The sequence below is a fragment of the Corticicoccus populi genome (assembly GCF_042686195.1).
Taxonomy (GTDB): domain Bacteria; phylum Bacillota; class Bacilli; order Staphylococcales; family Salinicoccaceae; genus Corticicoccus; species Corticicoccus populi.
Genome location: NZ_JBHUOQ010000004.1, coordinates 553,273 through 577,096, shown reverse-complemented (window position 1 = coordinate 577,096; position 23,824 = coordinate 553,273). Strand labels below are relative to the sequence as shown.

General features: G+C 42.3%; 26 protein-coding genes. 8 read left to right on the top strand and 18 right to left on the bottom strand.

Features of this window, described 5'->3' with window-relative positions; genetic code table 11:
* Positions 1-26: 26 nt before the first annotated feature.
* From ACFSX4_RS12435 to ACFSX4_RS12420, 4 genes are all read right to left on the bottom strand, one after another.
* The gene (locus ACFSX4_RS12435; RefSeq protein WP_377775326.1) at positions 27-203 is read right to left on the bottom strand and encodes a hypothetical protein; all 177 of its coding nucleotides are present in this window, start codon (positions 201-203) and stop codon (positions 27-29) included.
* Between the two features lie 64 nt (positions 204-267).
* Positions 268-1,251 (bottom strand): alpha-ketoacid dehydrogenase subunit beta, encoded by a 984-nt coding sequence (locus tag ACFSX4_RS12430; RefSeq protein ID WP_377775324.1) that lies wholly within the window; start codon positions 1,249-1,251, stop codon positions 268-270.
* A complete protein-coding gene (locus ACFSX4_RS12425; RefSeq protein WP_377775322.1) occupies positions 1,252-2,253 on the bottom strand; it encodes a thiamine pyrophosphate-dependent dehydrogenase E1 component subunit alpha in 1,002 nt (333 codons plus the stop codon).
* Between the two features lie 208 nt (positions 2,254-2,461).
* Positions 2,462-3,205 (bottom strand): SDR family NAD(P)-dependent oxidoreductase, encoded by a 744-nt coding sequence (locus ACFSX4_RS12420; RefSeq protein WP_377775407.1) that lies wholly within the window; start codon positions 3,203-3,205, stop codon positions 2,462-2,464.
* Between the two features lie 206 nt (positions 3,206-3,411).
* Between ACFSX4_RS12420 and ACFSX4_RS12415 the strand changes: the two genes are divergently transcribed.
* Positions 3,412-3,699 (top strand): hypothetical protein, encoded by a 288-nt coding sequence (locus tag ACFSX4_RS12415; RefSeq protein WP_377775320.1) that lies wholly within the window; start codon positions 3,412-3,414, stop codon positions 3,697-3,699.
* Between the two features lie 40 nt (positions 3,700-3,739).
* Here the strand turns inward: ACFSX4_RS12415 and ACFSX4_RS12410 are convergent, their stop codons facing one another.
* From ACFSX4_RS12410 to ACFSX4_RS12380, 7 genes are all read right to left on the bottom strand, one after another.
* Positions 3,740-4,696, bottom strand: a complete 957-nt coding sequence (locus ACFSX4_RS12410) for an FUSC family protein (RefSeq protein WP_377775318.1) — start codon at positions 4,694-4,696, stop codon at positions 3,740-3,742.
* A 64-nt stretch (positions 4,697-4,760) separates the two neighbouring features.
* Entirely contained in the window at positions 4,761-5,270 is a 510-nt protein-coding gene (locus ACFSX4_RS12405; RefSeq protein ID WP_377775316.1) for a CueP family metal-binding protein, read from the bottom strand.
* Between the two features lie 154 nt (positions 5,271-5,424).
* Positions 5,425-6,303, bottom strand: a complete 879-nt coding sequence (locus ACFSX4_RS12400) for an agmatinase family protein (protein ID WP_377775314.1) — start codon at positions 6,301-6,303, stop codon at positions 5,425-5,427.
* Between the two features lie 34 nt (positions 6,304-6,337).
* Entirely contained in the window at positions 6,338-7,624 is a 1,287-nt protein-coding gene (locus ACFSX4_RS12395; RefSeq protein WP_377775312.1) for a TRAP transporter large permease, read from the bottom strand.
* On the bottom strand, positions 7,621-8,121 hold the full coding sequence (locus ACFSX4_RS12390) for a TRAP transporter small permease (protein WP_377775311.1): 501 nt from the start codon (positions 8,119-8,121) through the stop codon (positions 7,621-7,623). Before ACFSX4_RS12390 ends, ACFSX4_RS12395 begins: the two co-directional genes overlap by 4 nt.
* Positions 8,122-8,132: 11 nt before the next feature.
* Complete coding sequence (locus ACFSX4_RS12385) at positions 8,133-9,131, bottom strand: DctP family TRAP transporter solute-binding subunit (protein ID WP_377775309.1); 999 nt, start codon at positions 9,129-9,131, stop codon at positions 8,133-8,135.
* 183 nt (positions 9,132-9,314) lie between these two features.
* Positions 9,315-10,073, bottom strand: a complete 759-nt coding sequence (locus tag ACFSX4_RS12380) for an alpha/beta hydrolase (protein ID WP_377775307.1) — start codon at positions 10,071-10,073, stop codon at positions 9,315-9,317.
* Between the two features lie 226 nt (positions 10,074-10,299).
* On the opposite strand from ACFSX4_RS12380, the gene ACFSX4_RS12375 reads away from it, so the two are divergent.
* The 4 genes from ACFSX4_RS12375 to ACFSX4_RS12360 are packed head-to-tail and all read left to right on the top strand — an operon-like array spanning position 10,300 to position 13,719.
* The gene (locus tag ACFSX4_RS12375; protein WP_377775305.1) at positions 10,300-11,442 is read left to right on the top strand and encodes a betaine/proline/choline family ABC transporter ATP-binding protein; all 1,143 of its coding nucleotides are present in this window, start codon (positions 10,300-10,302) and stop codon (positions 11,440-11,442) included.
* On the top strand, positions 11,439-12,074 hold the full coding sequence (locus tag ACFSX4_RS12370; protein ID WP_377775303.1) for an ABC transporter permease: 636 nt from the start codon (positions 11,439-11,441) through the stop codon (positions 12,072-12,074). The genes ACFSX4_RS12375 and ACFSX4_RS12370 overlap by 4 nt, the downstream gene beginning before the upstream one ends.
* 17 nt (positions 12,075-12,091) lie before the next feature.
* Positions 12,092-13,024, top strand: a complete 933-nt coding sequence (locus ACFSX4_RS12365) for an osmoprotectant ABC transporter substrate-binding protein (RefSeq protein WP_377775301.1) — start codon at positions 12,092-12,094, stop codon at positions 13,022-13,024.
* The gene (locus ACFSX4_RS12360) at positions 13,024-13,719 is read left to right on the top strand and encodes an ABC transporter permease (RefSeq protein ID WP_377775299.1); all 696 of its coding nucleotides are present in this window, start codon (positions 13,024-13,026) and stop codon (positions 13,717-13,719) included. The genes ACFSX4_RS12365 and ACFSX4_RS12360 overlap by 1 nt, the downstream gene beginning before the upstream one ends.
* A 173-nt stretch (positions 13,720-13,892) precedes the next feature.
* On the opposite strand, the gene ACFSX4_RS12355 is transcribed toward ACFSX4_RS12360, so the two are convergent.
* The 5 genes from ACFSX4_RS12355 to ACFSX4_RS12335 form a co-directional block, all read right to left on the bottom strand.
* Positions 13,893-15,089 (bottom strand): amidohydrolase, encoded by a 1,197-nt coding sequence (locus ACFSX4_RS12355; protein ID WP_377775297.1) that lies wholly within the window; start codon positions 15,087-15,089, stop codon positions 13,893-13,895.
* A gap of 153 nt (positions 15,090-15,242) precedes the next feature.
* Complete coding sequence (locus ACFSX4_RS12350) at positions 15,243-16,730, bottom strand: DHA2 family efflux MFS transporter permease subunit (protein WP_377775295.1); 1,488 nt, start codon at positions 16,728-16,730, stop codon at positions 15,243-15,245.
* Between the two features lie 31 nt (positions 16,731-16,761).
* Entirely contained in the window at positions 16,762-17,646 is an 885-nt protein-coding gene (locus ACFSX4_RS12345) for a TetR/AcrR family transcriptional regulator (RefSeq protein ID WP_377775293.1), read from the bottom strand.
* A 283-nt stretch (positions 17,647-17,929) separates the two neighbouring features.
* A complete protein-coding gene (locus ACFSX4_RS12340) occupies positions 17,930-18,352 on the bottom strand; it encodes a GNAT family N-acetyltransferase (protein ID WP_377775291.1) in 423 nt (140 codons plus the stop codon).
* Positions 18,353-18,364: 12 nt separating this feature from the next.
* Positions 18,365-18,823, bottom strand: a complete 459-nt coding sequence (locus ACFSX4_RS12335) for a YaiI/YqxD family protein (RefSeq protein ID WP_377775289.1) — start codon at positions 18,821-18,823, stop codon at positions 18,365-18,367.
* Between the two features lie 74 nt (positions 18,824-18,897).
* Here ACFSX4_RS12335 and ACFSX4_RS12330 point away from each other — a divergent pair, with 74 nt between their 5' ends.
* Both ACFSX4_RS12330 and ACFSX4_RS12325 read left to right on the top strand, forming a co-directional pair.
* Entirely contained in the window at positions 18,898-19,500 is a 603-nt protein-coding gene (locus tag ACFSX4_RS12330) for a LysE/ArgO family amino acid transporter (RefSeq protein ID WP_377775287.1), read from the top strand.
* Between the two features lie 150 nt (positions 19,501-19,650).
* On the top strand, positions 19,651-20,511 hold the full coding sequence (locus ACFSX4_RS12325; RefSeq protein ID WP_377775285.1) for a PhzF family phenazine biosynthesis protein: 861 nt from the start codon (positions 19,651-19,653) through the stop codon (positions 20,509-20,511).
* 63 nt (positions 20,512-20,574) lie between these two features.
* Here the strand turns inward: ACFSX4_RS12325 and speB are convergent, their stop codons facing one another.
* Positions 20,575-21,495 carry an agmatinase gene (gene speB, locus ACFSX4_RS12320; protein WP_377775283.1) on the bottom strand — a complete coding sequence of 307 codons (921 nt, stop codon included), beginning with the start codon at positions 21,493-21,495 and terminating at the stop codon, positions 20,575-20,577.
* 27 nt (positions 21,496-21,522) lie between these two features.
* Positions 21,523-22,725 (bottom strand): sodium/glutamate symporter, encoded by a 1,203-nt coding sequence (gene gltS / locus ACFSX4_RS12315; RefSeq protein ID WP_377775281.1) that lies wholly within the window; start codon positions 22,723-22,725, stop codon positions 21,523-21,525.
* Positions 22,726-22,840: 115 nt separating this feature from the next.
* Between gltS and ACFSX4_RS12310 the strand changes: the two genes are divergently transcribed.
* Complete coding sequence (locus tag ACFSX4_RS12310; RefSeq protein WP_377775279.1) at positions 22,841-23,725, top strand: LysR family transcriptional regulator; 885 nt, start codon at positions 22,841-22,843, stop codon at positions 23,723-23,725.
* The last annotated feature ends 99 nt before the right edge of the window (positions 23,726-23,824 follow it).

Here is a 23,824-nt window from a genome sequence, read left to right as displayed (position 1 = left end):
CCCCGGGAAATATTCCCGGGGAATTTTTATGTGTAATCCCGACTGCCTCTCACTACTGAAACGACGAAACTGACAACTAAATATAATATTGTCAGTGTAACAAAGTGACCCATTTTAAAATAATCGGGCATAAACCATAACAATGACATAATCACAGCAAAATACATTAAAGATATGAGTATATCCAGACGGCTGAGCTGCATATGATCCTCTCATTTCATCGTATATTTATTGTTATTATACCCTTATACTGTTAATTTATTCTTATTAAAATGAATAAAGTTCACGGATGGCAGTTTCAATCGCTTCTGTATCCACCATAAATTCTTCTTCCAGCGTTTTTGCATACGGCATTGACGGCACATTAGGTGCAGCCAGTCTTCTGATTGGTGCATCCAGATCAAACAGACATTCCTCACTGATTACAGCAGATACTTCACTGATAACACTGCCTTCTTTATTGTCTTCTGTAATCAGCAGTACTTTACCGGTTGTTGAAGCCGCTGCCTTAACCGCTTCCTCATCAAGCGGATATAACGTCCTAAGATCCAGTACATGTGTACTGATACCGTCAGCTGAAAGTTTTTCCGCTGCTTCCAGTGCAAAATTAACACACATTCCGTACGTAATGACGGTCACATCTTCACCCGTCCGTTTAATATCCGCCTTCCCGATTGGAACAGTATAATCTGTTTCCGGCACTTCTCCTTTTACCATACGGTATGCCCGTTTATGTTCCAGGAACAATACAGGGTCGCCGTAACGGATGGATGATTTTAAAAGCCCTTTTGCATCATAAGGTGTTGAAGGTGCCACAACAGTCAGTCCCGGCTGATTGGCAAAGATTGATTCAATAGACTGTGAATGGTATAAAGCACCCTGCATGCCGCCGCCGTACGGTGCACGGATAGTGACCGGGCATGTCCAGTCATTATTCGAGCGGTATCTGATTTTTGCAGCTTCAGAAATAATCTGGTTCACAGCAGGCATAATAAAGTCCGCAAACTGCATTTCAGCAACCGGACGCATCCCGTACATCGCTGCACCAATTCCGACACCTGCGATTGCAGATTCTGCAAGGGGTGTATCAATCACCCGGCTTTCACCGAACTGCTCGTAAAGTCCTTTCGTTGCACGGTACACGCCGCCTGCAACACCGACATCCTCACCAAGGACAAATACTTTCTCATCCCGTTCCATCTCTTCTTTTAACGCGAGAGTGATTGCCTCCAAGTAATTCATTACAGCCACTTATTCCACCCCTTTTCCGTATACATAGTCATACACTGTTTCTTTATCCGGCAGCGGCGCATTTTCCGCATATTTCACCGCATCCGTCACAATGTCTTTAATACGTGACAGCATGTCTTCTTCAATACTTTCATTCAAAATGCCTTCTTCTCTTAAGTAAACTGCAAAAATCTCTATTGGATCCTTTTTCTTTGCAGCATCAATTTCCTCACGTGTTCTGTAGGATAACTCATCATCATTACTTGAATGCGGTTTGAAGCGGTAGCATAGAGTCTCGACCAGCGTCGGACCTTCGCCGTTTCTCGCACGGTCCGCTGCCTTTTTGACCGTTTCATACACTGTCAAAAGGTCGTTGCCGTCTACCGTTTCGCCCGGCATACCATAGCCGATTGCACGGTCGGATACTTTTTCACACGCCATCTGCTTATGCATTGGTACAGAAATTGCATATTTGTTGTTTTCACACAGGAAAATGCAGGGCAGCTTATGAACCGCCGCAAAATTCAATCCTTCATGGAAGTCCCCCTGGTTTGAGGAACCTTCACCAAACGTCGTAAATGTAACAAAATCTTTTCCTTCAATTTTTCCGCCGAGCGCAATTCCCGCAGCATGGGGAATCTGCGTTGATACCGGTGATGACTGGGTGACAATTCTGTTTTCGCTCTGTCCGAAATGGTTCGGCATCTGTCTGCCGCCTGAATTCGGGTCCTCAGCCTTCCCAAAGTTATTCAGCATCAGTTCACGCTCCGTCATACCGCAGGCAAGCACTACACCGACATCCCTGTAGTACGGCAGAATATAATCTTTCGAACGGTCAAGTGCGAATGCTGCACCAATCTGTGCAGCCTCCTGCCCCTGCCCGGAAACAATGAAAGAAATTTTTCCTGCGCGGTGTAAAAGCCATAACCGTTCATCCAGCTTTCTCGCCCGCAGCATCAATTCATACATTTCCAGCACATCTTCATCCGTAAGTCCAAGTGACTTGTGACGTGATTCACTCATAATGTCCTCCTTAAAATAATGATATATATAATTGAAATATTCAGATATTTATAAAGTGAAATAAAAGCTTTACAGCTGTTAAAATTAGTACCTAGTAATAATAGTTTATTATAATAATAGCCGATAGATTAGTAAAGTAATTAAGGTTCGAATCCGGAGAAACATAAAAAATCCATCCCCATATCAGGGACAGATTTTACAATGAATTCTACTGTGCGGTATATCCGCCGTCTGCAAGCAGTGTAGTCCCATTAATGAATGAAGATTCATCACTCGCAAGAAATACCACTGCCTTCGCAATTTCTTCAGGTCTTCCGAGTCTGCCTTCCGGGTGAAGGGATTTAAGATGATTTAAACCGGCCTCATCCACTTCCTTTAGAAGCGGTGTTTCAATATAACCCGGGCAGATTGCATTTACTTTAATGCCTTCTTTTGCGTATGCTGTACATAAATTCTGAGTCAGCAGTTTTACTCCGCCCTTGGCAGCAGAGTACGCTGTCGGATTCGGCAGTGATACGAAGCTGTGGATGGAACCCGCATTCACAATAGTGCCGCCCCCGCCCTGCTTTTGAAACTGTTCAATCGCATATTTATCTGACAGAAATACACCAGACAGATTTATATCAATCGTCTGTTTCCACTGTTCGTAAGACAACTCCGCTGCCGGTGCATCTTTTGCGATACCTGCGTTGGCGTACATGATATCAAGACGCCCGTATTTTTCAACTGTTTTCTCAATTAAATGCTTTGTCTGTGATTCACTCGTCACATCCGTTTTAACAAACAGCGTATCGTATCCGGCGGCATTTAATTCATCAGACACTTCCTGACCGCGTTCAGCAAAATCTGCGATTACCACTTTCGCACCTTCATCTGCAAAAGCACGGACAGACGCTTCACCAATACCGCTCGCTCCACCTGTAACAATCGCGACTTTGTCTTTTAATCTCATCATAAGATCAAACTCCTCATTCATTAATATAATGTCTCTCAACAGGATATTATACGCTTTTTTATGATTTCATGAAATTAAAATACATCATTGTATATTTATTCGAGAATTAAAATTCCGTTATTTTTATAGATACAGTAACACATGTTTTATTACTCAATGTTCAGGCAATATACCATTATATACAATTTGAGGAGGATTTTACGATGAGTGACAGACTGATAAGATTCCTCAGCTTCTTTCTCGGCATTGTTTTTTTCATTTTCTACACATTTATTTTCGAGGATTTTCTTAACCTGAACATCTTCGGTTTCCCATACATTTTTCTAACCACTTATCTTTTTCTTTCCATATTCATTTACCCGGCAGTAAGTATAGAAGCGGGTGAAAAGACAAAAAATCTGCCGCCGTTATACGCCGTCATGACTGCTTATTTTATCTCTCCTGTATGGCTGATTGTAAACAGTTTTAAGGATGAAGAGCATCAAGACTAAAAAACTCCGGACAGGCAGGCCCTGTCCGGAGTTTATCTATTCATTCGTTATCTTTATAATGCATTTCAATAATAATAATGATCTCATGAAGCAGATGAACTTTAAAATCATTTTGATGAATTTCGGTAATATTGATTTTTTCATTCAGAAGAGACAATCCTTCACTGTCAAATTGCCCGTCTTTCAACTGTTCACTTAAAGAAAGCAGTATTTCTTTTTCTTCATCATCAAGCTGTATCGAATCTGTATCCGGCAGATAAATTAAATTCCCGATACGTGTCAGGAGCATTTTTTCATACTGCAGATCATGCTCAATCTGGTGAAGCTCGCGGAGTTCAGTCCTTTTTGATTTATGATACCTGTACTCCTGCTGCTGGTACTGAATTAATTTCTCCGATGCGTTCAGCTGCTTTTGAATGGCGCTGTACTTTCTTTCGATTTTCACCGATGTATACCGTTCCCGGGCAATTTCTTTCAGCCTGTCCCTGAATAGTGCTTCTGTATCTTTTTTCGCTTTTGCCACCTGGAGTTTAATCTGCGGTGTATATTTCGGCGGCAGGACAAAGTAATTAATCAGGGTGCTTGTCCCGAGTCCGATGGTTGTGGTGGCGAGGCGTGACACAAAATTATAGACATATGCATCTTCTACTGACGGAATCATGGCGACAGAAGTAATCGCCGCCACCAGCATACCGTCATATAATTTTAACCGGTATGTCACAAAAATAGTGAGTGTTGCACTGATGGCGTATGTAAAGGCATTTTCACCAATCAAATATAATGAAACGACTGCGATAAATGCACCGATAATCGATGCGGGAAATCTCACAAATGCCTTTTTAATAGATGCCTGTGCGGTCGGCTCTATTGTGACAATCGCAGTAATGACCGCAAAAATCGGAGGCAGATTCAACAATATGCAGATTAAGGCTGTCAAAAACGTTGAAAGTGCCGTCTTTATCATTCTCGGACCGAATACTTTACGTATATCAAACATGTCATAACTTCTTTCTAATGAGGGTTACACTGATTATATCATTCTATATTCCGGAAGAACCGGCTTAAACGAGCTGCATTGTTGTGATGCACGTATCATCACCTTCAAATGTTGAAATTTCTGATTCAGACGTTTTACCGTCATGTTCAATTTCGACAGTGAATGTCTGTTCGCGCGGCAGCCATAAATCAATAAAGCCGTTTTCAAATGATGTCATCTCTTCATCCACTACAGTATTTCCTGATTCATCCGTTATTTTCACATTGAATGTCTCTTCTGTCATCTCGCCCTGACAGCCTGTTAAGCTGTGGACTGCACAAGGATGAGTCATCTCAACAAAAGGTGCCACAGAAACAAAAAATTCATCTTCAGGCAGGCTTGTTTTCGTCACTTCATCACCGTCGGTCACAACCAGCTCTTCCGATGTAATAGATGCCTCTATATCCCCGTGATCTTCTACACTGTATGAATGCACCTGCTCTTTAACATCCGCCTGTGCATCTCCTGTATCGTTACCACATGCGCTTAAAACCATCATCAGAAATCCAGCCGTTAACAGCATACACTTCTTCATTTATGATCGACTCCCTGTATTTTAATATCTGTCTTCAGTGTAATATAAATTTTTACATAAATGAATGTCCACATTGTGAATTTTTAATAAAACAAACCTCCCAGACTGTCTTGAAGCTTCAGACAGACGGAAGGTCTTTATTATCATATATATTTTAACTGAGCTTATTCACTGCACATTCAAACATAATTTTCGCCGCAATGGACGAGGTAATTTCACGCACATCATACAAGGGATTTACTTCAGCAATATCAAAAACATCCACCTTATCATACAATTCTTCAAGCATCGAGAATGCCTGAACCACTGTCAGACCACCGGGTTCGTTGGCACCTGTGCCGGGTGCAAGACCCGGCTCCAGTACATCCATATCAAAAGTTAAGTAAATATGGTCGACATCTTTTAATTTCTCTTCAAGAATCTCTTTAACAATTTTTTTAGGATTCCCGCTGTGCACGTCTCTTGCCGTGTACTGAACTACACCCGCTTCTTTTAAATATTCCGCATACCATGGATAATTAAAGCTTCTCACACCAATCTGAATCACATGCTCCGGACTGATTCTGTCCAGTTCAATCGCACGCCTCATCTGACTGCTCTGGGAAAACTTCCCCTGCACCGGAGAGTTGTCGACGAGATCCAGATGCGCATCAAACTGAATGATGCCGATACGCCCTTCAGTGTGCTCATGCAGTGCTTCGATGATCGGATAGGAGATTGAATGGTCACCGCCGAGTACAAAAGGAAATACCCCCGCTTCAAGCATATCGAGTGTCTGCTGTCTGGCATTTTCAAATGTTTTTTCCGTACTGTATGCCGCAATGTCAATATCTCCGAAGTCTTTAATACTTCCTTTATCCAGAGTGTAAAGTTTCCTTTTGTCCACATCATACACTTGATTATTCTCAATACGATTTTCAAACCACTGATAGGCCTCTCTGATATTTTTCGGTGCAAACCGTGCACCCGGCCGGCCGAGTGATGCACCGCCGTCCCATGGGAACCCTAAAATACCAAATGTCGTTTCCGGCATAATTCAAACCCCTTCCAATCTTTATTTCAATTCATTATCCTTCAAATAACCCGGGCAGCCAGAGTGACAGCTGCGGTACAAATGCAATGACCAGCACTGCAATAATCATTACGATAATAAACGGTACAACAGCGACAACAATTTTCTCAAACTTCACCTTGCCGACACTGGATGCGACAAATAAATTCACACCTAAAGGCGGTGTAACAAATCCGATTGCGAGTGTCGATACCATAATGACACCGAAATGGACAGGATCGATTCCAACAGATGTCACAACGGGTAGAAGTATTGGCGTCAGTACAATTAATGCTGAAATCGTATCGATAAACATACCGACAATCAGTAAAAACAAAATAACAATCAATAAAATGAATACCGGGTTCTCAGTAAAGCTTGTCATTGCGGATGCGATACTGCCCGGAATCTGTTCGAGCGTCATAAAAAATGCGAATGAAACTGAGAAACTGATAATAATCATTGTCGTTGCATTAATGACCACCGTGTCGAGAAAACATTGATACATTGTCTTTAAATCCAGTTCTTTATAGACAAAAACGCCGATAATAAGTGCATATACCACTGCCGCAACCGCCGCTTCTGTCGGAGAAAATATCCCGCCGTAGATTCCGCCTAAAATAATCACAGGGATAAAGAGCGCCCATTTGGCTTCCCAGAATGCTTTTAATACATCTTTCGCCTTAAACTCTGCAGCATCTTCAGATTTGTATCCTTTTCTTTTTGAAATGACATATGCCGTGAGCAGTATCACAAGACCGACAAGAATACCGGGTATAATACCTGCTAAAAACATTGCACCGACAGACACACTGCCGATGGCGCCGAATAATACAAACGGAATACTCGGCGGCAGAATCACACCGATTGATCCTGCTGCTGCAGGCACTGCTGCAGAAAAGCCGACATCATATTTTTTCGCAATCATTGCCGGTATCATAAAACCGCCGATAGCTGCAACAGTCGCAGGACCGGAGCCTGAGATTGCTGCAAAAAACATACATGCAACCACCGTCACCAGCGACAGTCCGCCTGTTATAAAGCCGACAAGTGATGATGCCAGGTCGAGCAGCCGTCTTGAAATCCCGCCCTTCCCCATCAATACACCCGCAAGCATGAAAAATGGAATGGCAAGAAGCGGGAAAGAATCGAGTGATGTAAATGCCTTCTGTGCAACAAGATCAAGCGGTAAATCCGTGCCGAAATAGATTGCTGCAATGGCTGCAACACCCAAAGAAATCGCAATCGGAACACCAATCAAAAGGCAGACAGCAAGCGTCCCGAAAAGTATAAATATTGTCATTGGACTGCCTCCCCTGCATCTGAATCTTTCTCTGTCTCTTCACCTTTGTAAATACTCACAAGCTGTAAAATCAGTCTGACTGCCATAATGAAAGCACCAATTGGAACAGCCAAATAAGGTATCCAGAACGGAATCTGTGACGCTGGTGACAGCTGACCGTACTGGAATGTAGACATCACAAGCTGCATACCGAATACTGCTACAAACAGAACAAGCAGAAACCATATAATGACGGCCGCCATGTCCATCATCTTTCTTACTCTCCCTTTAAACAAATCAATAAATGCATTTACTTTAATGTGCTCCCTCAGTTTCACCGCATAGCCTGCACCAATCCACACTTGAAAAATATGGATATACCGGGTCGCTTCCTCCGTCCAGCTTGGTGCACTCTGAAACACATACCGTCCAATGACCTGTCCGAATATCAGGAGGACCATCACAGCCAATGTCAGAACAAGAAAACCTTCTTCAAGTCGATTTAATTTTTTTAACATACTGCACCCCCTTATTGATCTCGTGCCCGGTAAAATTCTTCAAACAATTCGCTGCCGAGCTTCTCTTCATATTTTTCATATACCGGAACGGATGCCTCTCTGAACTCATCCAATGCTTCATCGCTCAGTTCGTTGACCTCCATGCCGTCTTCAACAAGCACTTCAAAATACTCATCATCCTGTTCACGGGCGAGCTTCCGCTGTTCATCCCTGAACATCACCGCAGCCTCATCCACCACCTCTTTTAAATCATCCGGCAGTTCTTCATAAAACTCATTATTCATTAATAATGCAGTCGGCATGTAATAATGATTCGACAATGTCAGATAATCCTGAACTTCCTGAATGTTGCTCGTGTAAATTAACGATATCGGCCCCTCCATCGCATCATATACACCCTGCTGAAGCGCAGAATACATTTCACCGAACGCGAATGGTGATGCATTTGCCCCAAACGCGTTATAAACATCTGTCTGCACCGGACTCTCAAGTGTTCTGAATTTCTGCCCGTTCAAATCGGACATTTCTTCAATCGGCTGAACATTATTTGTAATGTATCTAAAGCCGTTCTCTCCAAATACCAGACCTTTTAAATTATATTCTTCCAGTCCTGCGAGCAGATTTTCTCCAAATTCGCCGTCGAGCACATCATACACCTGCTCATGATTTTCAAATAAAAACGGCAGATCCAAAATCATAAAATCCTGATCAAATGATGATACTGAAGCAAGTGCCGGAATCGTCATCTCCACATTGCCAAGCTGTACAGATTCGATTGCCTCTCTGTCTGAAGGAAATAAAGAACCACTTGGATAAATTTCCACCGTAATCCTGCCGTCCGAGTTTTCCTCGACCATGTCTTTAAACTCCAGTGCCACTAAGTGGCTGGAATGAGTTTCAGCCACCACATGCGCGAGCCGGATGGTATACACTTCATCATCTTCCGTCGGTCTTCCGCATGATATCAGCACCATCACTGAAATCAACAGAATCAACACACACTTTTTCATCTCAATTCATCCCTTTAATATGTAATCAACAATATAAATATTATTTATACACTATTAAATATAAATATTCAAATTGATTTTTCACAATTCTGTCTTTTCATCCATGGATTCCACAGCCAATAAAAAAACTCCCGTGTAATATCCTGAAAGATACTTACGGGAGTTTTTACTGCCATTTATTTTTTATTCAACGAACCATTGAATCGCTTTTTCAATTCCTGTATTCCAGTAATCCCAGTCATGATCACCCGGGCCGTCTTCATACTTCAAAGGAATGCCCTTTTCTTCCAGAAACGATTTGAACTCCAGATTATCCGGATAAAGCACATCTTCAGTACCGCACATCATATAAAGCTCCGGAACAGTATATTCTTCCGCGAGCGCCCGGTTTACAAGAAACTTCAAATCAAACTCTGTGCCCTCTATACTCTCACGGTCACCGATAATTGCACTGCCCGAAAAGTCAAACCAGTCATAATCCAGCAGATTTTGAAAATTTGCCGCACTCGACATAAAACATGCTTTTTGAAACCTGTCACCTTCTGTAAATGCAGCCTTAATCGTACCGTATCCGCCCATGGAATGACCCGCAATAAAATTATCCTCCCGTTTTTTCGATAACGGCAGAATCTGGCGGGCGTAATCATGCACTTCAAGAATATAATCATAATAACTGTGACCATGTGCCATGTTCAGATAGAAGCTGTGGTCCGCACTCGGCATAATGACAGCGATACGGGCTTCATTCGCAAATCGTTCAATATTGGTGTACCGCGTGTACACAGTATCATCATTCGATAAACCGTGAAGAATCATTACTGACTTTAACAGGGGAACCTCTTTCCCGGTGTTATACTGTGCATCTTCCTCCGGCAGGATTACTTTAAAAGAATGGTGTTTGCCGAGTGTTTTAGTGTGGTGATTGATTGAAATCAGCGCCATATAATTCCTCCTGGTTTAATATGATTTTACAGACAAATAATTTAAGTGAAATTTTATTTCTTAAGTATAATTAATAAATTTAATATGAATTATAAAGGATTTTTTCAGAAAAACAATTGGAAAGCGTTTTATATACGCTCATTTTGTAGCACAGTTTCAATTACATCGATATTTGTTATAATAGGACAGTAGTAACAATTTACAAAAAACGTAAAGGAGCAACATTATGTTAAGGATTAAAGGATTGACTAAAGTCTACCAGGGAAACACAAAAGCTGTCGATGATATGACAATTGATGTTAAAGACGGGGAATTTGTCGCCTTTATCGGAACATCAGGCAGCGGTAAAACGACCGCCCTCCGCATGCTGAACAGAATGATTGAACCGACTTCAGGAACGATTGAAATCGACGGCAAAGACATCAGCAGAATGAACCCCGTTGAACTCAGACGGAGTATCGGTTATGTCCTGCAGCAGATCGGCCTTCTGCCTCACATGACAATACGGGATAATATCGTCCTCGTGCCGAAACTTCTCAAATGGGATGAGAAAAAGAAAAATGAGAAGGCAAAAGAACTGCTTAAACTCGTCGACCTGCCGGAATCCTATCTGGACCGCTATCCGGCCGAACTTTCCGGCGGACAGCAGCAGAGAATCGGGGTCGTCCGCGCACTTGCCGCCGAACAGAATATCATTTTAATGGATGAGCCTTTCGGTGCACTGGACCCGATTACACGGGATACCCTGCAGGATTTAGTGAAAGAACTGCAGCAGAAACTCGGACGGACGTTCATCTTTGTTACACATGATATGGATGAAGCTATCAAACTTGCAGATAAAATCTGCATCATGTCAAAAGGGAAAGTCATTCAGTTTGATACGCCGGACAACATATTAAAGCATCCCGCAAACGACTTTGTGCGTGATTTCATCGGTGAAAACCGCCTCATCCAGGACAGCCCGAACATCCGCACCGTTGAAGATGCGATGATTCAGCCGATTACCATCAATGTGAATGAATCATTGAATAACACAGTAAAACTTATGCGTGAAAAACGTATTGATACGATTTTTGTAACCAATACCGACAACAAGCTGCTCGGTTACCTGGACATCGAAGAAATCCGGGACGGAATAAGAAGCGGAAGTGAACTGATTGATATTATGGAACGTGATATTTACCGCGTCCGTCTCGATACCAAACTTCAGGACTCCGTCCGTACCATTCTGAAACGGAATATACGTAATATTCCTGTCGTTGATGAAAATAACGTGATCAAGGGACTCATTACCCGTTCCAATCTTGTGGACATTGTATATGAGTCAATCTGGGGCGAAGAGGAAGCCGCAGGAGTTGATAGCCAATGATGGAATTTTTAAATGAGTACGGCGGTGAATTGTTTGATAAAACACTCGAACATTTTTACATCTCAATTATTTCACTCTTCATCGGTATTTTGATTGCTGTACCTCTCGGGCTCTTGCTCGCGAAAAATAAAAAGCTCAGCAGCGGTGTACTGACAACTGCAGGCGTACTGCAGACCGTCCCGACACTGGCAATTCTTGCACTGATGATTCCTTTATTCGGCGTCGGAAAAACACCCGCTATTATTGCATTGTCCATCTACATTTTACTGCCGATATTAAATAACACCATTCTCGGCGTTCAGAATATTGACAGTGATGTTAAGGAAGCCGGGAAAAGCATGGGGATGACCAAGTTTCAGGTTATGCGTTCCATCGATTTTCCTTTGGCACTGCCGTTAATTATGTCCGGCATCAGACTGTCGAGCGTCTATGTCATCAGCTGGGCGACGCTCGCAAGTTATATCGGGGCAGGCGGACTCGGCGACTTTGTATTTAACGGACTCAATCTATATGAACCGGCAATGATTATCGCAGCAGCTGTGCTCGTTACAGCTCTTGCACTGCTTACCGATTTTATCCTTTCATTTGTTGAGAAATGGACAATACCTAAAGGATTAAAAGTATCCAGATAAAAGGAGGACAATAGACAATGAAATCATTTAAAAAATTATTCATCGTGATGTTTACAGCCCTCCTGGTACTTTCTGGATGCGGCCTGCCGGGACTCGGCGGAGGTTCTGACGACCCGGTAAGAATCACATCATTGAATACAAGTGAATCACAAATTATGGCGCATATGGTACGACTGATGATTGAACATGATACAGACGGTGAAATCAATCCGACCATCATCAACAACCTTGGTGCTTCAACACTCCAGCATAATGCCGTGGTGAACGGGGATGCGAACCTGTCCGCCATCCGTTACTCGGGAACTGAGATGACCGGACCGCTTAACCATGAACCGGTTCTGGACCCTGAAGAAGCCATGACTGTTGCACAGGACCTTTTCCAGGAGGAGTTTGATCAGACTTATTTCAATTCATTTGGTTTTGAAAATTCATATGCCTTCATGGTGACAGAAGAAGTCGCAGAAGAATATAACCTTGAAACAGTGTCAGATCTTGAAGAATATCAGGACGAACTGCACCTCGGTGTCGACAGCTCATGGCTGAATCGTGAAGGTGACGGCTATCCTGCATTTGTTGAACATTACGGCTTTTCATTCGATTCTGTCAGCGCAATGCAGATCGGCCTGGTCTATGATGCACTTGAGAGCGGCAGCCTGGATGTAACGCTCGGCTATACCACTGACGGTCGTATCGCTGCCTACAATCTTGTCATACTGGAAGATGATCAGCGGTTCTTCCCGCCGTATGACGCTGCGCCGCTCGCAACTGACGAACTTCTTGCAGAGCACCCTGAAATCGGGGATATCTTGCAGAAACTTGAAGGCAAAGTATCGACTGAAACCATGCAGGAACTCAACTATGAAGCAGACGGTGAAGGTAAGGAGCCTGCTGTTGTTGCGGAAGAATTTTTAGAAGAAAACAGTTACTTTGAAGAAAGTGGGGATGAGTAATGAGTGGAAATACACTAGTCGATTTTTTCAATTATTTCACTGTAAACGGCAATTACCTGCTCGGATTATTCTTTGATCACCTTCTGATGTCCGTATACGGCGTGCTGTTTGCTTCAATCATCGGAATACCTGTCGGTATTCTCATCGCAAGATTTTCAAAAATTTCAGGTCTCGTGATTACTTTGACTAACATTATCCAGACGATTCCTGTCATTGCCATGCTTGCTATTTTGATGCTTGTCATGGGACTCGGCAACACTACCGTTGTTGTTGCAGTATTCTTTTATGCACTGCTGCCGATTATTAAAAACACTTATACCGGTATTGTCAGTGTCGACGGTAATATTAAAGATGCCGGCAAAAGTATGGGTATGACAAGAAATCAGGTCCTCCGGATGATTGAACTGCCGCTTGCACTGTCTGTTATTATCGGCGGACTCAGAATCGCACTGGTTGTTGCGATCGGGGTTGTTGCGGTCGGCTCATTTATCGGAGCCTCTACATTATCTGATGTCATCATCCGGGGTATTAATGCATCCGACGGCACTGTGTTCATACTCGCAGGCGCGGTTCCAATTGCGATTATCGCCATCATTATTGACATCGGATTGAGACTTATCGAACGAAAACTTGATCCGACAAATAAAAAGAAATCAGTCAGCGAAACAGACCCTGAGGCCCAGACGATTAATTAATATACCGGGGTATTTTATTCCGACAGATTCTAAATGATTCATATTTAAAAAGAAGCAGAAATTCATGTAAAACTGAATTTCTGCTTCTTTAGTCTGTATAGGGATAAATCAATCATCGTATGCAACAGGTTATGCCGGCCTGCTGCTTGACCCGTTCAGAATACCGCATGAATCTATTTTCCACTGCCCAGACGGTCGAGTACCACTTCACCAAGTGCCTTCGCACAAATCATGAGTGACTCTTCATTCACATCAAACTTCGGATGATGGTTCGGATAGGGTTCCGTCACCCCTTCAGGTTTGGTGCCGACATTGATAAATGTTCCCGGCGCCTTCTCAAGATAATAAGAAAAGTCTTCCGAGCCGCTGGAAGGTTTTGAATGCACGATTTCATTAAAATATGTGCCTCTGCTCTTTTCCAGTATTTCTTCCACATGTCTCGTTTCTTTCGGATGATTGTATGTGACCGGATAATCATATACATAATCCAGACTGCACTCAACTCCGAATGACCGCTCAATACCTGCAACAATATCCGACATCGCATCATACGCAGGCACTTTATTCTCCTCTTCCAGATAGCGGACTGTTCCGCGCAGCACCACTTTATCCTGGATGACATTATAGCCGCCCGGTGCATCAAAGGCTGTCACAGAGACAACCACACTGTCCATCGGATTCATCCGGCGGGATACTATTGTCTGTGCTTCCGTAATAAAGTACGCCCCCGCTACAAGCGCATCTCTTGTTGACTGAGGCACTGCACCGTGCCCGCCTCTTCCCTGAATTGTCAGATCAAAATTAGAACGTCCCGCCATCGCATTCCCTTCAATCAGACCGATAGTTCCTGTATCAAGCATCGGGAATACGTGAATACCATAAACTTCATCGAGGTCATCAAGAATACCTGACTCCACGATACTTTTGGCACCGCCCGGCGGCACTTCTTCTGCATGCTGATGAATCAGTTTCACTGTGCCTGACCACTCATCTTTCAGCTCAATCAGTGCTTCTCCGAGTGTGAGCAGGTATGACGTATGCATATCATGGCCGCAGGCATGCATCACACCATCGTTTTTAGATTTAAACGGTACATCCGCTTCCTCCTGTATCGGCAGTGCATCAAAATCCGCACGGAGACCAATAGTTCTCCCCGGACCACGGCCGTTAATTTCAACGATAATACCATAACCGTTGCCGACATTGGAAGTCACTTTAACATCCTTGTCTTTATAGAAATCTTCAATTAGTTTCGCTGTATTTTCTTCCTTAAACGATAACTCAGGATTCTCATGAAGATAACGTCGTGTTTCAACCATCTGTGATGCTTTTGCTTCCAGTTTTTCAAATAATTTTTCCTGCAGACTCATCAAATTCCCCCCAGTAAATTTCATATGTATTTTAACATTATGAAATCCCGTACTCAAATTATTTATTGAATTTTAAGAAATCTTAAACACCCTGGTCGTATGAGATGAAAAATAAAGGCCTCTGCACTCAAACGGTACAGAAGGCCTTTTATTCTAAGCATTACTGGATTGGAATGTTTCTTCAGAAACGTTGTCATCATCTGATTTGATGCCGCGTTTCAGGAAGAAGGACAAGATGAGTGCGACGACCGCAAAGATTGTGGAAACCATAAATGCATGGTTAATCCCTTCCACCTGTGCAAGATTCATCGCATGCACCATATCCGCCTGATTTTCAGGATTGAACTGGTGTTCAACAATGATGCCTTCAATACTGTTTCTCGCATCATTTGTCATTAAAGTGACAAGCAGTGCAGTACCGATAGCACCCGCAACTGCTCTGACCGTATTCACCATCGCCGTTCCATGCGGATGCAGACTCTGCGGCAGCTGGTTTAAACCTGCTGTCATAATCGGCATCATAATCATGGACATACCGAACATACGGATGGTGTAAATCGTAATCAGGTAAGAGTAACTTGTTGTATCTGTAAGCTGTGTAAATAAATACGTTGTAATCACCGTAATTAAAAGTCCGACAATCGCAAGTGGTCTTGCTCCAATTTTATCGAATATTTTACCTGTAACAGGTGACATAATACCCATAATAATCGCACCCGGCATCAACATTAAACCGGAGTTCATCGGTGATACACCCAGAACATTCTGTAAATACAGCGGTATTAAAAGCATCGGCGCAAACATTGCGACAGTCACCGCAATATTAATCACAGTTGTCAGTGAGAAAATGCCGCTTTTAAATACCCGGAAGTCGAGCATCGGACGTTGCGCACGAAGTTCACGGACGACAAACAATGCCAGACTGACAAAACCGACGATTAAACCGGTCACTACAGTGACGTCACTCCAGCCGTTTGATCCCGCCGTACTGAAGCCGTATAAAATACCGCCGAAGCCTAGTGTAGATAACATTACTGCAATCACATCGATTTTAGGGAAAGTTTGTTTTGTAACGTTTTTCAGGAAGAAAATACCGAGTACCAGGCTTAATACTGCGATTGGAAGAATAATGTGGAACAACATTCTCCATGTATAATGCTCAACAACAAACCCTGAAAGTGTCGGTCCGACTGCTGGTGCGAAAATAATCGCCACACCAATCAGTCCCATAGCACCCCCGCGTTTTTCAACAGGGAATAAAGCGAGTACCACTGTTGTCAGAAGCGGCATCATAATACCTGCACCCGCTGCCTGAATCACACGTCCGGTCATTAATATCGGGAAATCCGGTGCTATGCCGCATATCAGCGTACCAAGTGCGAATAGTCCCATTGCTGCGATAAACAGCTGTCTGGTCGAAAATCTTTCCATTAAAAAAGCTGTAACAGGAATTAACACCCCGTTAACAAGCATAAATCCTGTCGTAATCCATTGTGCTGTACTTTCTCCAATTGATAAATCCTCCATAATTGAAGGCAGGGCAACATTCATCAATGTCTGATTTAACATTGATACAAATGCACCCAGTATCAATACTGTAAGTATTGGTCCTTTTTTTATATTCTGCATTGAATCGTTCATACTGCTTGTTTCATCTCCTAAATTCTTTTACTTATAATCTCTTCATTGCTTTAAGCAGCTTCTCAAGCTGCTTCATCAGCCCGCGGTTAATATCAAGCGCGTTTAAATACAGGAATAAAGCCTTGATTAAAAACAGCTTCGGAGTCTCTTTCTCGAGCTCTTGCTCAAGCGCGTTCACTGCTGATACGTATTCTTCATGCTCTAAAGAAGCTTCTGTTCCCGGCGCTTTCCTCCGTAATTCATCAAGTAAATCAAGCATCTGCTCTTCAGGCGACCTGGATTTTATCTCTGTCTTAAATGAGATGTATTCTTCCATTTCCTCTGTCGTCAGAACAGGCTTAATATCCGCTGGTCCTTCTACAATCGTATCGAAACGAGCGACGATAAATCTGGCCACATCTTCAAACGACATATCTTTCTGATCACGGAATATCAGCGTGGCATATTCTTTCATAATCCCCTGAAGCATTAATGCCAAATCCCAGATATACGGCTTCACTTTACTGCCGTAGGCTTCAATCAGACATTCTTTATACCAGTTCATCATCGTAAACTGATTTCGTTTCATCATTAATAAAATTTCAGGATTGTCATGAGGCGGGAGCGCACTGAGCAGCATATGCATATAATCTTTGTTTTCACGGATACCGACAAACTGCACGACAATTTTTTGAACCAGCTTTTCTTTCTTCGGCAGTGTATCATCCAGATTCAAGTTTTCAGCCTGTCTGAGCATCTTCTTGTAGTTATACTGAATCACTTCAATTAACAGTGCTTCCTTGGAATCAAAGAAGTTATACAATGTGCCTTTTGAAATTTTACATTCGTGTGCAATCTCCTGAACGGATGTCGATGCATATCCTTTTTCAGAAAACAAATGAATCGCAGCCTGCATAATCTCTTCTCTTTTATCCATCTCTTCACCTCTCCAAAGTAAAATTTTATTTCCATTATGACTAGGTAGTCATCAAAGAACTACAAAGTCATCTATGAAGTCAGAACTATATTGTAAGTGACCGACGGGTTCTCTGTCAACCAGCGGGTACTAAAATTTTATTTCTTTATTTTTAATTTTTGTAAAAAATGACAGCTAACTTAAAAATTGTAATAACTTTATTCAGCAGAATCTTGAATACATTAAAACAACGACCTGCTCAGATGATTAAAATAAAAAAATCCCGGAAATTCCGGGATTCACACTATAATTCATGTTTAAATACGTAACTGACTTTATCGTAGTTCATTTTGTCTTCATAAAAACGATGGGCATCTGTCCGCTTCAGTCCGGAGGACAAAGCGACACTTTCATAATGATTCTCTTCTGCCCACCGGTGGATATAGGAAAGTAATGTCTCACCATATCCTTTGGAGCGTGCCTCAGGAGCAGTTACTAAATCACATACCCATACAAACCGTCCGTAATACAATGTGATCATCGGCTTAAAACCCGTGACCGCGACCATGCTGCCCTCATCATATAGTGCATATAAATGATAAGAATCTTTCTCCATCGCTTCATTGACCAGTTCCAAATACTCTTTTTCTGTTAAATGTGTACGGAGTGTTTTCATTATTAAAAAAGCACACAGTATTTCTTCCGATGTTTTCAACTCTTTAATCATACATCAGACCTCCTATTTTCTCTGTGATAATTCTTCACTGATTACCTTCTTGAAAATACCAAGAAAACTTTGCTTATCCTCTTTTGACAACGGCTTCGGACCTTTCGTTCTGCCGCCGCCCTTTCGAATCATACTGCCTATGTACCGTGTTTCGAGCAGGTGATTCATATTATCTCCAGTGTATTCAAAGCCTTTATGATGAAGTACTCTGCATTTTTTCGGCAGAAGAAGTGATGCGAGGCCGTAATCCTGCGTCACCGCAATATCACCTTGATCAATCAGTGCCACAATTTTAAAATCTGCTGCGTCACTGCCGCTGTCAACATAGACGACACTGACATGTTCATCCAGATCTTTTGATGAAAAATGTGAAAAACTCGACACAAGTACGACCGGAATATCTTTTTTCTTTGCTTCTTTAATGATGATATCCTTCACCGGACACGCATCGGCATCTACAATAACTTTCATCTCTATATGCATCTCCTTTTGTCTTTCGTTTTATTGTATACTAAAAAATAACATATAAAAAAGAGTTGATACATATGGAAGCTGTGCTTCACGGAATTATTCTGGCTTTCGGGCTGATTCTGCCTTTAGGCGTTCAGAATGTTTTTGTTTTTTCACAAGGTGCCACACAGCAAAGCCTGCTCCGGGCCGTTCCTGCCACAGTAACCGCAGCAGTTTGTGACACATTATTAATACTCCTTGCCGTCCTCGGCTTATCGATGGTTGTGCTGCAGTTTGAATGGCTGAGAGTCGGATTAATGAGTGCAGGGATTTTATTTTTATTATATATGGGATACAGTATCTGGCGTACACGTCCTGCTGCGATGAGAACGGGAAAGGCATTGAACGGGAAGCAGCAGATTGTCTTTGCATTATCTGTTTCTCTGTTAAATCCGCATGCAATACTTGATATTTTCGGTGTCATCGGAACAAGTGCACTCAGATACACCGGCTTTGAGCAGTTCCTTTTCACTGCCGCATGCATTATTGTGTCATGGTTGTGGTTCATCGGTCTCATGCTTGCAGGCAGCACCATGCAGCGGATTGATGACAGCGGACGCTTAATGAATATATTTAATAAATGCTCTGCCGTCTTTATATGGGGCACTGCCGTATATTTATTTTTCGGGCTGATATAAAAAACATTCATCCGCCGGTATATCCATACCGCCTTGGATTGAATGTTTTTTTACGTCCTTAAATTATTTATAAACGGCCAAATATGTCATAATAGACTGTAATCAAAGCAGAGTATTTCATTCAGAAATTAAAACCAAGGAGGCGTAATCATGACATCCCCACTCCCCTTCCAGCAAGTTGACGTTTTTACTGCGGTTCCTTTTACAGGGAATCCTGTTGCGGTTGTACTTGAAGCAGACGGCCTGTCCGCTTCAGAAATGCAGCGCATCGCTCACTGGACCAATCTGTCAGAAACGACATTTGTATGTACACCTGATCATCCGGATGCAGATTATAAGCTCAGAATCTTTACACCCAACAGCGAACTCCCCTTTGCAGGACACCCGACACTCGGGTCCGCTCACGCTGTACTGCAGCACGGCATCAAACCTAAAACACCGGGACGGCTTGTACAGGAATGCCGAATCGGCCTTGTGGATATCCGGATAGACCATGATGAAATATTTTTCACGCTGCCAGAGGCAGAAATTAAAGAAGTAGATCCTCAAATGATGCTTTCACTGATGGATGCATTGGATATTAACGCAGATGACGTGAAGTACAGCAGGGTAGTTGATATCGGTGCTGTATGGGTCACACTTCAGCTTCCGAGTGATGAAATAGTCGGAAAGCTCATTCCCGATATGCAGAAATTATCGTCTATAATCCCGGACGGTATTACCGGCGTCACTGTCTTCGGCGAGACGGACCCCAACAGCAGAACGCAGTTTGAAGTCCGCTCATTTGCACCGAACGAAGGTGTCCCCGAAGATCCGGTGTGCGGCAGCGGCAACGGCTGTGTGGCAAATATGGTAAAACTGTTCAATCTGATTAATGAAGACCGTTATACCGCATCGCAGGGTTCACGTGTGAAACGAGACGGCTATATTGAAGTCCGTTTTAAGGAAGACGGCCGTATTGAACTCGGCGGACATACTGTAACATGCGTGGACGGAACGTTGAACAGCTGACAATGATGCCGGTCATCAACTGAATAACACGAAAAATGCGGGTGCCCGGCACCCGCATTTGATTTATCTATTCTTTAATATAAATGCAATAAAGTTCAAAATTACGAGAGATGCTGTCCGCGTTGTCGTATCCGTCGGATCATACTGAGGCGCAACCTCCACAAGATCAAAACCTGCGACATTCCCTTTCTTTGAAATACCCTCCAGGAACTCAATCAGCCACTCGAAACTTAATCCCCCCGGTGACGGAGATCCTGTTCCCGGCGCAATGGAAATATCCAGTCCGTCAATGTCTATTGTGACAAAACAATTTTCAAAATCCGGAATTCTATCCATTAATGTATCCACATCCATTGTTTTCGCTTCCTGTGCCGAAATTAATTGACAGCCATAGTCCCGGGCATCTTCATAATCTTCTTTTCTACTGCTTCCCATGCCTCGTAATCCAATCTGAACAATATCACCAATATGAGACATTTCAGACATTCTTCGAAGCGGGCTCCCGTTTCCATATTTCTGACCGTCTCTTGAATCCGTCCAGTCCAGGTGCGCATCAATTTGAATGACAGTCAGATTTTCATATTTATCAAGCGCCTGTGCAACAGGGATTGAAATCGAATGGTCACCGCCGAGCACAACCGGCAGTGTGTCAGAAGCTGCTATCTTTCTTACGCAGTTTTCAATATTTGAAAGCGTCGCTTTTAAATCTCCTTGTACAAGCGGGGCATCTCCGCAGTCCACAATATTATTTTTTCCTGCCAGATAAGTTTCATCTCTTTCCGGATCATAAAAACCCACTTCACCTCTGCCGTATTGTGTAGACGCTTCCCTGATTCTTCTCGGACCGAGTCTCGTTCCCGATAAAAACCCAACACCGATATCGCTCGGTGCACCAAGAATTCCGACTTCAGCTTGAATATTATCCAAATCATCACATAACGGATAACGTCCGAAAGTAGCAATCCCCGTAATTGGCAGTGTCATATTATCACCCTTTTATCATCTGTAGTTTTACCCGAATAAATTGATAAAGAATACAATAATCGGGATATTAATTGTATCAATCAAGAACGCACCGACAATCGGCACGATTAAAAATGCAGTTCTTGATTCACCGAATTTTTTCGTCAAAGCATCCATATTAGCCATCGCTGTCGGTGTTGCTCCGAGACCATGGCCAATCATACCATTCAACATAACAACTGCATCATAATTTCTTCCGAGTACTCTGTAAACTATGAAAATAACGTATAAAATAATAAATAACACATGCATTGAAACGATAAGCAGAATCGGTAATGCAAGATCTGCAAGTTCCCACAATTTTATACTCATTAAAGCCATGGCTAAAAAAATACCAAGGGATACTCCTCCAATCGAATCATTCAGAGTGGTATCAAATTCAAACGAAATACGCTCCTGTCCGGCATCAATCAAACTTCTGATTAAAACGGCAATCAGCATAGCACCTACATAATCCGGGAGCACAAAACCTGTGAGTTCAGAAAACCTGTCACCAATGAATGTCCCCAGTGCCATTGAAAACGTAATAATTCCCAGGTAAACGAAAAACTGAGTTGTTGAAACTTTCTTCCCTCGAGCCTCATTAAAAGTGTGCGCATCAATATCATTCTGTACTTCACCCTTTAAATGATGTTTATTTAATAAATATCTTGCGACCGGACCGCCAACCAAACCACCGGCTACCAGTCCCAGTGTTGCAGCAGCAATACCTACAGCTACAGCACCATCAACACCAAGTCCTTCAACTGTTGCGCCAAATGCTGCCGCACCGCCATGGCCGCCAATCATAGCAGGGGAAGATGCCATAAGCCCAAGCAGTGGATGTATCCCGAGAAGACTTGCAATTGTAACGCCCATCGTATTCTGTACTAAAGATAAAAAACCTGCTGCAAGCAAATAAATAATTAATAACTTACCGCCCATTCTGATAAGTCTGACACTCGCACCAAGCCCTACCGTTGTAAAAAATACCAGCATAAATAAGTTCTGCAAAGATGTATCCAAAGTGATTGTGATAATACCTGAAGCATGCATCACAAATATCAATAACGCAAATACCAGCCCGCCAGCCACCGGTGCCGGAATGGAAAACCGATCCAGTAACTTAATGTGTTTTACCAAGTATGCACCTATAAGAAAAACCAACACTGCCAAGAACAATGAAGTAACCTGATTAAACTCCATAGACATCCCCCCTAGAGATTTTAAAGAAAATTCTCAATATTATTATAATATAGCGTTATAATAGATACCAATACTATTTATCTATGTTTATATAGAAGGAAACTATGAAGGGATGGGGAGAATGGATATAAGAACTATCAAATACTTTGTTGCATTGGCAGAGCATGAAAATTTCACTAAAGCGTCTCAATCGTTAAAAATTGCACAGCCGTCATTAAGCTACGCAATTAAAAAATTAGAACAGGATACAGGGACCCAGTTGTTTGAAAGAGAAAAGAAAAGAGTCATATTAACTGAAATAGGCCAACAGTTTTTTATTTTCGCCAAAGAATTTCTAAACCATCATCAGTCATTGGAGAAAAATCTTGAGTACCTGGGAGAGTATGGGACAGGCGCTATATCCATCGGTATGATTGAATCAGTAAAAAACTGGCTGCCGCAGATTATTGATAAGCACCATCAGAAATACAAAGATCAAAAATTTGAGCTCTATGAGATAATTACTTTGAAGGAGATGAATAATGCTTTAAAAACCAGCAGTCTTCACCTCTGCATATCTAATCATAAAATGGAGGACGATTTAATTAATTGTGAGCTTCTCTATGAAGAAGAATTCATACTTGCTGCAAGGGAAGAAATTTTCGGTAAAAGAAAAGCAGTTGTGTCTTTAAAAGAACTGAAAAATATCCCGTTGATTATCACACCGAACAAATTTCTGACACATCAGGATATACTTACAGTATTCGAAACTGCTGGTATTACACCACTCATAAAATATGAAGTGGAGCGCTTTGATACCGCCTGTTCTCTTGTCGAATCAGGGCTTGGTGTCACCTTTCTTCCGAAAAGTTATGTAACCATTCCCGGCAGCAATACTTTTCAACAGATGGAAATCTCAGATTTTACTCCAAAGCGGAAAGTCTATCTGCTCTATAATAAAAACCGGGTATCTATCAATTCTGTTAGTCATTTCATCTCACTATGCAGATCATTTTCAAAAAAATAATATCTTCAAATATTTCTACAAGAAATTAAATTCTAAACATTAAACCAAACCTCAAAACTGTGATGATTTCAATATTTAAATTGACAGAAAATTTATGTT

Excerpts from the sequence above, each read along its gene's own strand:
- ACFSX4_RS12420 (WP_377775407.1), bottom strand. The coding sequence starts at position 3,205 with ATGAGATTAAAAGACAAAGTCGCGATTGTTACAGGTGGAGCGAGCGGT.
- ACFSX4_RS12365 (WP_377775301.1), top strand. The coding sequence starts at position 12,092 with ATGAAATCATTTAAAAAATTATTCATCGTGATGTTTACAGCCCTCCTG.
- ACFSX4_RS12435 (WP_377775326.1), bottom strand. The coding sequence starts at position 203 with ATGCAGCTCAGCCGTCTGGATATACTCATATCTTTAATGTATTTTGCT.
- ACFSX4_RS12425 (WP_377775322.1), bottom strand. The coding sequence starts at position 2,253 with ATGAGTGAATCACGTCACAAGTCACTTGGACTTACGGATGAAGATGTG.
- ACFSX4_RS12415 (WP_377775320.1), top strand. The coding sequence starts at position 3,412 with ATGAGTGACAGACTGATAAGATTCCTCAGCTTCTTTCTCGGCATTGTT.
- ACFSX4_RS12335 (WP_377775289.1), bottom strand. The coding sequence starts at position 18,823 with ATGAAAGTTATTGTAGATGCCGATGCGTGTCCGGTGAAGGATATCATC.
- ACFSX4_RS12340 (WP_377775291.1), bottom strand. The coding sequence starts at position 18,352 with ATGATTAAAGAGTTGAAAACATCGGAAGAAATACTGTGTGCTTTTTTA.
- ACFSX4_RS12410 (WP_377775318.1), bottom strand. The coding sequence starts at position 4,696 with ATGTTTGATATACGTAAAGTATTCGGTCCGAGAATGATAAAGACGGCA.
- ACFSX4_RS12345 (WP_377775293.1), bottom strand. The coding sequence starts at position 17,646 with ATGGATAAAAGAGAAGAGATTATGCAGGCTGCGATTCATTTGTTTTCT.
- ACFSX4_RS12375 (WP_377775305.1), top strand. The coding sequence starts at position 10,300 with ATGTTAAGGATTAAAGGATTGACTAAAGTCTACCAGGGAAACACAAAA.
- ACFSX4_RS12390 (WP_377775311.1), bottom strand. The coding sequence starts at position 8,121 with ATGTTAAAAAAATTAAATCGACTTGAAGAAGGTTTTCTTGTTCTGACA.
- ACFSX4_RS12350 (WP_377775295.1), bottom strand. The coding sequence starts at position 16,730 with ATGAACGATTCAATGCAGAATATAAAAAAAGGACCAATACTTACAGTA.
- ACFSX4_RS12385 (WP_377775309.1), bottom strand. The coding sequence starts at position 9,131 with ATGAAAAAGTGTGTGTTGATTCTGTTGATTTCAGTGATGGTGCTGATA.
- speB (WP_377775283.1), bottom strand. The coding sequence starts at position 21,495 with ATGACACTGCCAATTACGGGGATTGCTACTTTCGGACGTTATCCGTTA.
- ACFSX4_RS12360 (WP_377775299.1), top strand. The coding sequence starts at position 13,024 with ATGAGTGGAAATACACTAGTCGATTTTTTCAATTATTTCACTGTAAAC.
- ACFSX4_RS12325 (WP_377775285.1), top strand. The coding sequence starts at position 19,651 with ATGACATCCCCACTCCCCTTCCAGCAAGTTGACGTTTTTACTGCGGTT.
- ACFSX4_RS12400 (WP_377775314.1), bottom strand. The coding sequence starts at position 6,303 with ATGCCGGAAACGACATTTGGTATTTTAGGGTTCCCATGGGACGGCGGT.
- ACFSX4_RS12370 (WP_377775303.1), top strand. The coding sequence starts at position 11,439 with ATGATGGAATTTTTAAATGAGTACGGCGGTGAATTGTTTGATAAAACA.
- ACFSX4_RS12395 (WP_377775312.1), bottom strand. The coding sequence starts at position 7,624 with ATGACAATATTTATACTTTTCGGGACGCTTGCTGTCTGCCTTTTGATT.
- ACFSX4_RS12380 (WP_377775307.1), bottom strand. The coding sequence starts at position 10,073 with ATGGCGCTGATTTCAATCAATCACCACACTAAAACACTCGGCAAACAC.
- ACFSX4_RS12355 (WP_377775297.1), bottom strand. The coding sequence starts at position 15,089 with ATGAGTCTGCAGGAAAAATTATTTGAAAAACTGGAAGCAAAAGCATCA.
- ACFSX4_RS12405 (WP_377775316.1), bottom strand. The coding sequence starts at position 5,270 with ATGAAGAAGTGTATGCTGTTAACGGCTGGATTTCTGATGATGGTTTTA.
- gltS (WP_377775281.1), bottom strand. The coding sequence starts at position 22,725 with ATGTCTATGGAGTTTAATCAGGTTACTTCATTGTTCTTGGCAGTGTTG.
- ACFSX4_RS12310 (WP_377775279.1), top strand. The coding sequence starts at position 22,841 with ATGGATATAAGAACTATCAAATACTTTGTTGCATTGGCAGAGCATGAA.
- ACFSX4_RS12330 (WP_377775287.1), top strand. The coding sequence starts at position 18,898 with ATGGAAGCTGTGCTTCACGGAATTATTCTGGCTTTCGGGCTGATTCTG.